This is a genomic window from Pseudomonas sp. HMSC063H08 (genome assembly GCF_001813645.1).
GTDB lineage: Bacteria > Pseudomonadota > Gammaproteobacteria > Pseudomonadales > Pseudomonadaceae > Pseudomonas > Pseudomonas aeruginosa.
Genome location: NZ_KV813353.1, coordinates 1 through 612, shown reverse-complemented (window position 1 = coordinate 612; position 612 = coordinate 1). Strand labels below are relative to the sequence as shown.

The 612-nt window shown below is 61.1% G+C and carries 1 protein-coding gene; it reads left to right on the top strand.

What is annotated here, in order from left to right:
• Positions 1–222: 222 nt before the first annotated feature.
• On the top strand, positions 223–585 hold the full coding sequence (locus HMPREF2924_RS03925; RefSeq protein ID WP_070700368.1) for a hypothetical protein: 363 nt from the start codon (positions 223–225) through the stop codon (positions 583–585).
• Positions 586–612: the final 27 nt, after the last annotated feature.

The following is a 612-nucleotide window of genomic DNA, read 5'->3' as shown; positions in this document are numbered from 1 at the left end:
GTCGTCGACCAGGCCATCATCGCACTGCGTGAGCGGGTGAAGACCCCTTCGCCGGAGCATGCGGCCGACAACGAGCCATGGCTGTACTGCGACTGGCAGGCCAGGCAAACAGCTTACCGGCTCCTCCAGCGCCTTGAGCGCGCAACACGCTGAAGCATCACCCTACCCACCCCTGCCGGGTTCTCCCGTCAGGGAGACCTGGCCAACCACAGGAGCACACCTATGGGATGGCTTTTCTCACATCAGACGAAGGAAGACCTGCTGCGTGAGCTGCTGGCCCCAACCAGTACTTTCGCAGGCAGCACCAAGGTGCTGGCACACGCAGTCTCCGGCAATGAACTTTGGACTGTCGTAAAACGAACCTTCCACCTTGCCGGATTCTATTTCGGCAAGCCGGCCGGTCACTCGATCACCATGATCGAGCTGCACTTGCTGGACTGCTCGGCCGGGCAATGGGGCTACAAGACCATTCCGGAAAGCGCCGGCCCGTTCTACTACGGCTGTCCGCTGGAGTTCCTGGACCTGGCTCACGATGAGATCAACCAGGAATGGCGTGAACGCCTGACGCACGAACACCAAGCCTGACCGCACCAACCACTTCCCTTGAGGGGC

Bases quoted from the DNA above. Each gene is read 5' to 3' on its own strand.
- HMPREF2924_RS03925 (WP_070700368.1), top strand. From the start codon at position 223: ATGGGATGGCTTTTCTCACATCAGACGAAGGAAGACCTGCTGCGTGAG.